This is a genomic window from Candidatus Cardinium sp. cBcalN2 (genome assembly GCF_022810445.1).
Lineage (GTDB): Bacteria > Bacteroidota > Bacteroidia > Cytophagales > Amoebophilaceae > Cardinium.
Window position 1 is genome coordinate 1 of sequence record NZ_JAACGD010000057.1, and the last position, 7,506, is coordinate 7,506.

A 7,506-nucleotide genomic window follows, 5' to 3' on the forward strand; every position below is an offset into this window, starting at 1 on the left:
AAACAGTTGCCGGGAGGGATTGCAGAGAGGTTCCTGTTTTTCCAGCTGTAAACTAAGCTTTCTGATCGCACTTTTCTCATCAGCCCTTGATTTTTTGGCTACTTTTTAATCAAGCAAAAAGTAGCTTTAAAAAATTCATTTTTTACCAGTGTCATGAACAGATACAAAATTTTTCTATAAAAGTTTGTTAATCAATTGATTGCGCAAATTTACGCCATTGGAAAAATGTATACTATACCATAAAGGCTATTTGCAAAGTAGCGCCTAATCGCTTAGATTGAAATTAAAACAAAAAGGCATTTTTCCCCATTGTTAATAATCAATATGGCAAGTGTTAATAAAGTGATTATTTTGGGTTATCTAGGAAAAGATCCAGAAATACGCCACTTAGAAAGTGGGCGTATGCGTGTACAACTCACGGTAGCTACAGATGATAGTTACAAAACAAAAGAAGGTACCAAAATAAATCATACAGATTGGCACGATATAGTCCTCTGGACGCCCCATGCAGAAATTGCGGCCCAATATTTAAGTAAGGGTAGGCAAGTATATATAGAAGGCAAGTTAAATCATAGGCTCTATACAGATAAAGATGGAAACCAAAAATATATTACACAAATTGTTGGCCAACGATTTGTATTATTAGGTAGTGGGAAACCCAAGTCTCAAGGTGTGCAAGTCATCAATCACACGCCACACAATCAATCACTTAAAAATAAAGATATGGATGAACTACCCTTATAAGGTATGGGTGCAGCATTTGCTTTTTTGCAACAATCTTCTGTAACAGCTAATAAATAAATCCTTATATTTAATCGACTTGTTGTGAAATACATTTTTTGCTTATTTCTTTCATACCCTGCCATAGGGCCAAACAATACCCAAAAAAGTCTTTTTTTAAAATCAACTATTATTTTATTTTACTATGCGGTACCCAGAATTTGAATTTTTGAGCAGCCAAGCCTCACAAGTAGAACAAAGCTGTCATGTATTTGGTATCTTTGAAAAGCATGATACTACCCCGGATACCAGCCATCTGACTAGTGTACCTTTTTACCATGAGATCATAGCACCTTTGATAAAAGAATCCAGGTTTACTGGGAAACAAGGAACCACTGCCACAGCCAACTTGCTTCACTCGATAGGTAAAGTGATGCTTATTGGTTTAGGTAAGCAAGAAGTAATTGACCAAGAAACTATTCGACAAGCAGCCGCTACGGTTTACAGAACAGCTATTCAGTTACACACGCCATCCGTAGTTGTCGATTTTATAAGGCTATTAACCGACGAAAACCATTTAAAAGCCTTTGCTGAAGGTATCTTACTTTCTGCTTATGTAGATGAACGTTTTAAATCCAAAAAGGATACCATAACCACCTATCTTAAAAAGATATATCTACTAAATGCCAAAGCAGATGACCAAGTCATTCAACTAGCCCAAAAGATTACAACAGGGGCCAACCTAGCAAGAGACTTAGTAAATGCGCCAGCCAATTATGTAACCCCTTCCATGTTGGCCCAAACAGCCACTGACGTAGCCCAAAGACATGGCTTGGAGCTTACAATTCTAGAAAAAGAAGATTGCCAACGACTGGGTATGGGCGCTTATCTTTCCGTTACCCAAGGTTCTAGCCAACCACCCAAGTTCATTCATCTTTCTTATAAACCAAAATCAATTAATAGCCAATCTGATTTTAAAAAAATTGCCCTAATTGGTAAAGGGGTTACTTTTGATTCTGGTGGGCTGAATTTAAAGACAGGAAGTGCCCAGATTGAGCTCATGAAATTTGATATGGGTGGTGCGGCAGCCATGCTTGGTGCAGCAGAAGCTATTGGCGCTATTAAGCCGAATAAAGAGATCCATTTTATTATTGCTGCCACAGAAAATATGATTAATGGCAGCGCCACCAAGCCTGGTGATGTAGTAACGGCTTCTAATGGTAAAACCATTGAAATAGATAACACAGATGCCGAAGGAAGGCTTACCCTAGCCGATGCACTCGTCTATGCAGAAAAGCTAGGTGTAGATGCAATTGTCGATTTAGCTACTTTAACAGGAGCGATTATGGTTGCACTTGGCACACGTATAGCCGGTTTATTTAGCACCGATTCAAAACTGGTTAATAGCCTTATGACGGCTTCTCCAAGAACAGGTGAAAAAATTTGGCAAATGCCATTGGAAGCATCTTACTTACAAAGTATGGATTCCATTATTGCCGACATGCGTAATACAGGAAGCAAAAAAGGTGGTGGATCTATTACTGCTGCTCTATTTTTAAAGCAATTTATTCAAAAAACAGCTTGGGCACACCTAGATATAGCTGGTACCGTTTGGACAGATAAACCTTGGTCGTACCATAATGCAGGTGCGACAGGATTTGGTGTTCGTTTACTAGTAGATTGGGTACTAAATAGCTAATTATACGCTTTATTAACTGTATGACACTGCTAAAAAAACGTGCTTTACACAACTTTATTAACCCAAACACTTATGCCAAATACTATTATATGGGATGTATCCCCAGAACTATTTACTAAAGGTTTTTTAAACCTACGCTGGTATAACTTACTTTTTGCTACTGGTGTATTAGGCGGCCTCCCGCTTTGGTATCATATGTTTACCAAAGCGGGTAAACCAAGAGAAGAAGCTGACCGCGTTAAAGACTATATTGTACTGAGCGTATTACTGGGGGCTCGTTTGGGTCACGTCATTTTTTATGACTGGAATTATTACAAACATCACCTCTTAGAAATATTTTTACCTGTTACCTTCTCTCCTACCTTTAAAATAACTGGTTTCAGTGGTTTAGCCAGCCATGGAGCTGGTATTGCCATGGTACTTGCTATTGTTCTATACCTAAAACGAATTAAAGTTTCTCTCTTTCCTCCCCGTATCTATTTTAAAAATCGCTCTTCTTCTTTAACGTTTTTATGGATTGCTGACCATTTGTCTATTCTATTTCCTTTAGGTGGTGCACTGATTCGCATTGGTAATTTTATGAATTCTGAAATCATTGGCAAACCAACTGGAGTTGATTATGGTGTAGTATTTGTTAAAGAGTTACATGATGATTTATGCAAGCGGTATGCTACTAAAATTGATCATCTAACCATAGATAAAGCATCTAAAGCTCATATTCTACCCCTGAAAAGTAATTACCAACCTATTGCATTAGTTATGGCTTTTAAAGAAACCATGACAGATGAAAAAGCGATTAAAAATTTCCTGGAGCAATCTTTAAAAAATCACTTAGTCCAAAAAGCCCATTTTAGCCAAGCACCTAACATTTATGAAACCTATGCTACCCCGCTATGCTACAGTCTAGAAAAACAAGCTGGGAACTATCAAGCTACCGTTTATACCTGGGGTATTCCAAGGCATCCGGCACAGCTTTATGAATCCATTGCCTATTTCTTAGTTTTTATTATCCTACTTTTGTGGTGGTATCGAAAAGGTCAAACCATAGCACCTGGTCGCATATTTGGCGCACTTATAATAACAGCCGCTTGCATTCGTGTCTTTTGCGAATGTTATAAAGAAAATCAAGTTGCATTTGAAAACGACATGTGGTTGAATATGGGTCAGTTGCTTAGCTTACCTTGGGGAATAGCAGGACTATTTTTAATATTTCGCAGGAGCACTAAAGCAGCTCAAAAAAAAAAAACTTAGGATACCCATACTGAACCAACAAATCGGTTTACAGCTTATCAAAAGAGAATATATTGTGTAACAACTTTATTGAAAAATTGTTTAGATATTTATATATTAACAATCATAGCCAAAAAATTATTGGCTAAATTGAGCGGATTGTCTGCCACAGACCATAATCAATATTTAGCCATTTGAAAAATATAATAAAAGAAGCCCATAACGTAAACGAACGCATTACTGCACCAGAGGTCCGTTTGGTTGGTGATAATGTGGTTACTGGTGTTTATGCTCTTCGTGAAGCTTTAGCCATTGCGGCCAAGCAAGAACTTGACTTAGTAGAAATTGCCAAAGGAGCTGACTTTCCTATTTGTAAGGTAATGGATTATGCTAAATTTAAATACTTACAAAAAAGGAAGCATAAAGAAATAAAAAGCAATGCACAAAAAATCATTATAAAAGAAATTCGTTTTGGTCCCAACACAAGTGATCATGACTTCGACTTCAAGTTAAAACATGCCATTAACTTTTTACAAGCTGGTGCTAAAGTAAAAGTTTGCGTTAAATTTGTAGGGAGAGAAATTATGTTTAAAGAAAGAGGCGAGTTGATTTTGCTTAGGTTTTCCCAAGGATTAGAAGCCTATGGGAAAGCAGAGCAACTACCTAGACTAGAAGGAAGAAAAATGAGTCTAACCATAGCCCCATTGATGATTAAAAAGTAAAAAAAGCTGCTGTGATACTTTTTTATTGATAAAAAAGTGATATAAAAGTTGATGTGGACAGCTAAGCTGAACAAAAAACGCTAAGCCTAAACAAGCAAAAGTATTTTATTATTTTCTGAAGATTTTTTAGTATATTCAGTGTTTATATGGAGCTTGTTTTCGAATAGCTGGAACAATTCAGCTGTATTCCTAAGCAAAGGGTTCTCAATACAATTTATTTACTACTTTTGCTGTTAAGTAAAAAAGCCTTTTCTTTAGTTAAAAACATTATACTTTCGTTATAAACAAATATATGCCAAAAGTTAAAACACATTCTGGTTCAAAAAAAAGATTCCAAGTAACGGGTACAGGCAAAATTAAGCGAAAACATGCTTTTAAAAACCATTGCTTAGCAAAAAAAATTAAAAGCACAAAGCAAAAAAGGCATCTTACCCACACTACACTGGTACATGAAACCAATGCACCAACTATTCTAAAACTATTAGCGATGTAAAGCGATGTAAATAGACCATCAACTGTATGCATTCAAGGCTATGGCAGTTCTAAAACGCCCCTTGTAAAATAGTTGCACTCAAAAACTGACCGTTTCAACTGAAATAAAAAAACAGTTAAAAAAACGCTAAAGAGCGGGCTCTGTTTTTCCAGTTGTAATAACCACTATCCGCAACTTTTTACCCAGGGCTTGATTTTTTATCCGCTTTTTTATCAAGAAAAAAGTGAAATAAAAAAGCCTTGTTTATGAATGTCGTTAATAGATACTATCAACTTATAAATTACAAGAAAACATGCCAAGATCAGTTAATTCCGTAGCATCAAAAGCACGTAAAAAGCGGGTATTAAAATTAGCAAAAGGTTATTGGGGCAAAAGAAAAAATGTTTGGACAGTAGCTAAGAATGCTGTTGAAAAAGGCCTCTTGTATGCTTATAGAGACCGGAAAACAAAAAAAAGAACTATAAGAGCCTTGTGGATACAACGTATCAATGCAGCAGCTCGCCTCCATGGCATGGCTTATGCTCAGTTTATGGGTAAGCTCAAGCAAAGCAATATGGATATGGATAGAAAAACACTAGCTGATCTGGCTATGAACCATCCAAGCGCTTTTGAGGCTATTATACAAAAAGTAGCTTAGATTTTCGTGATTTATCTCCATACGGTTCAATAGATAAGCCAAGGAAAAGGAGTAATATGATTGAAAAATTAAAATCCATCAAAGAACGGTTTCAAGAAGTAGAAGCAGCTATTTATCAACCAGAGGCCTTAAATGATATGAAGGCCTATGCAGCACTGAATAAGGAATATAGAAAGCTATCTAAAATTGTTAATTTATATAATGATTATGAACTCGTATTAGAAAATATAAAAGAGGCAAAAGAGGTATTAAATCTTGAAAAAGAAGAAGCTTTTCGTGATATTGCTAAACAAGAGTTAGGATCTGCCTTAGATAAAAAATCCAACCTAGAAGCACAGCTACGTGATGCCCTTACGCCAAGTGATCCCAATAACAGCAGAAACATTGTTCTAGAAATCCGAGCCGGCATTGGTGGAGATGAAGCCGCTATTTTTACGGGAGATCTTTTTCGTATGTATAAGCGTTTTGCAGAAAAGATGAAATGGGATTTTTCTACTGTATATACAATAGAAGGAACTGCTGGTGGATGGAAAGAAATTGTCTGTACCATAGCGGGCGAAGATGTATATGGGCTTATGAAATATGAGTCTGGCGTACACCGTGTCCAAAGAGTGCCTACGACTGAAACACAAGGCCGTATCCATACTTCAGCCGCTAGCGTAGTCGTATTACCAGAAGCAGGGGATGTTGAAATCAACTTAGATTTAAATGATGTACGCAAAGATACTTTTTGCTCTTCCGGTCCAGGTGGCCAGTCCGTAAATACTACCTATTCAGCCGTACGCCTAACCCACATTCCCACTGGACTGGTGGTATCCTGTCAAGATGGGAAATCACAAATCAAAAATTATGAAAAAGCCTTAAAGGTATTACGCTCCCGTCTTTATGATATGGAAGTTAAAAAACAACAAGAGGCGATTGGTATAGAACGCAGATCTATGGTCAAAAGGGGAGACAGAGGAGATAAAATCAGAACCTATAACTTTCCTCAGGCTCGTGCAACAGACCATCGGATTGGCTATACCGAACATAATTTAGCCGCTATATTAGATGGTGCCATATTGGATATGATCAAGGCATTGCGTGTGGCAGATAATGCAGAAAAATTACAGGCAGGTAACGAAGGTAGCCTGTAACCCATAGAGAAAGTAACCGTTTAGCCAATGACGTCAGCTTAATTGGTATATTTTATAGCCTTTATTTGTTTCCGTTCACCCAATAGCGTCAACTTAAGATATATATTTAATTGATTACTAGATACAATGATATATAAAAACGCCCCTTGTAAAAAGCTGCGATCAGAAAGCTCAGCTTATAGATGAAAAGAAAAACAGTTTTGTTTGAAGCCCGCGCAGCGGGCGAGTTCTATTTTTCCAGCTGTAAGCTGAGCTTTCAGCAGTTTTTTGCACAGGGCTTGATTTTTTGATTACTTTTTTATCAAGAAAAAAGTAAGAGAAAAACATCTTATTTGCCACTGACTTGAACAGGTACTTTTTATCAGCGCTTGATTGTTTGGCTACTTTTTGATCAAGCAAAAAGTAACTTTAAAACATTCATCTTTTACTAGTGTCATGAACAGATACTAAAAAAGTGGAGAAAAAAGTCAACCCCTCTGTAAAAAGATTTGGAAATCACCTATTAAAGCTAGAAAAACAGAACTTAGCCGTTTAGTGGGTTCAAAAAAACTGTTTTGCTAATCAATGCTAATACGTGATTACTTATTGCAACTATTCTACAAGAGGCTTTTTTCCTAGAACCGCCATAGTCTTAAATGGATATAGTTGTCTATCTTCCTGAAATAGATTGATTTAAGGGTATCTGTTCATGACACTGGTAAAAAATGAATCTTTATTGTTACTTTTTTCTTGATAAAAAAGTAACCAAAAAATCAAGCCCTCAGTAAAAAGTTGCAGCAATCACCTGTTAGAGCTGTAAAAACAGAACTCACCCGCTGCGCGGGTTCAAACAAGCTGTTTTTCTAATCAGCTTTAATAGGTGATTGCCC

At 36.8% G+C, this 7,506-nt stretch carries 7 protein-coding genes; all 7 read left to right on the forward strand.

Going from position 1 to position 7,506, the window contains the following annotated elements; translation table 11 throughout:
- Nucleotides 1–324: 324 nt before the first annotated feature.
- The 7 genes from MUW74_RS01730 to prfA all read left to right on the forward strand — a co-directional run bounded on the left by MUW74_RS01730 (nucleotide 325) and on the right by prfA (nucleotide 6,637).
- Nucleotides 325–744 (forward strand): single-stranded DNA-binding protein, encoded by a 420-nt coding sequence (locus MUW74_RS01730; RefSeq protein ID WP_243517620.1) that lies wholly within the window; start codon nucleotides 325–327, stop codon nucleotides 742–744.
- A 181-nt stretch (nucleotides 745–925) separates the two neighbouring features.
- Nucleotides 926–2,419 carry a leucyl aminopeptidase gene (locus tag MUW74_RS01735; protein WP_243517618.1) on the forward strand — a complete coding sequence of 498 codons (1,494 nt, stop codon included), beginning with the start codon at nucleotides 926–928 and terminating at the stop codon, nucleotides 2,417–2,419.
- A 72-nt stretch (nucleotides 2,420–2,491) separates the two neighbouring features.
- The gene (locus MUW74_RS01740; RefSeq protein WP_243517616.1) at nucleotides 2,492–3,670 is read left to right on the forward strand and encodes a prolipoprotein diacylglyceryl transferase; all 1,179 of its coding nucleotides are present in this window, start codon (nucleotides 2,492–2,494) and stop codon (nucleotides 3,668–3,670) included.
- A 173-nt stretch (nucleotides 3,671–3,843) separates the two neighbouring features.
- Nucleotides 3,844–4,371, forward strand: a complete 528-nt coding sequence (infC, locus tag MUW74_RS01745) for a translation initiation factor IF-3 (RefSeq protein WP_243517615.1) — start codon at nucleotides 3,844–3,846, stop codon at nucleotides 4,369–4,371.
- A 292-nt stretch (nucleotides 4,372–4,663) separates the two neighbouring features.
- Nucleotides 4,664–4,864: a 50S ribosomal protein L35 gene (gene rpmI, locus MUW74_RS01750; RefSeq protein ID WP_243517613.1), complete on the forward strand. Its 201-nt coding sequence runs from the start codon at nucleotides 4,664–4,666 to the stop codon at nucleotides 4,862–4,864.
- 292 nt (nucleotides 4,865–5,156) lie between these two features.
- A complete protein-coding gene (rplT, locus tag MUW74_RS01755) occupies nucleotides 5,157–5,501 on the forward strand; it encodes a 50S ribosomal protein L20 (protein WP_243018508.1) in 345 nt (114 codons plus the stop codon).
- A 56-nt stretch (nucleotides 5,502–5,557) separates the two neighbouring features.
- Nucleotides 5,558–6,637 (forward strand): peptide chain release factor 1, encoded by a 1,080-nt coding sequence (prfA, locus tag MUW74_RS01760; RefSeq protein WP_243517611.1) that lies wholly within the window; start codon nucleotides 5,558–5,560, stop codon nucleotides 6,635–6,637.
- Nucleotides 6,638–7,506: the final 869 nt, after the last annotated feature.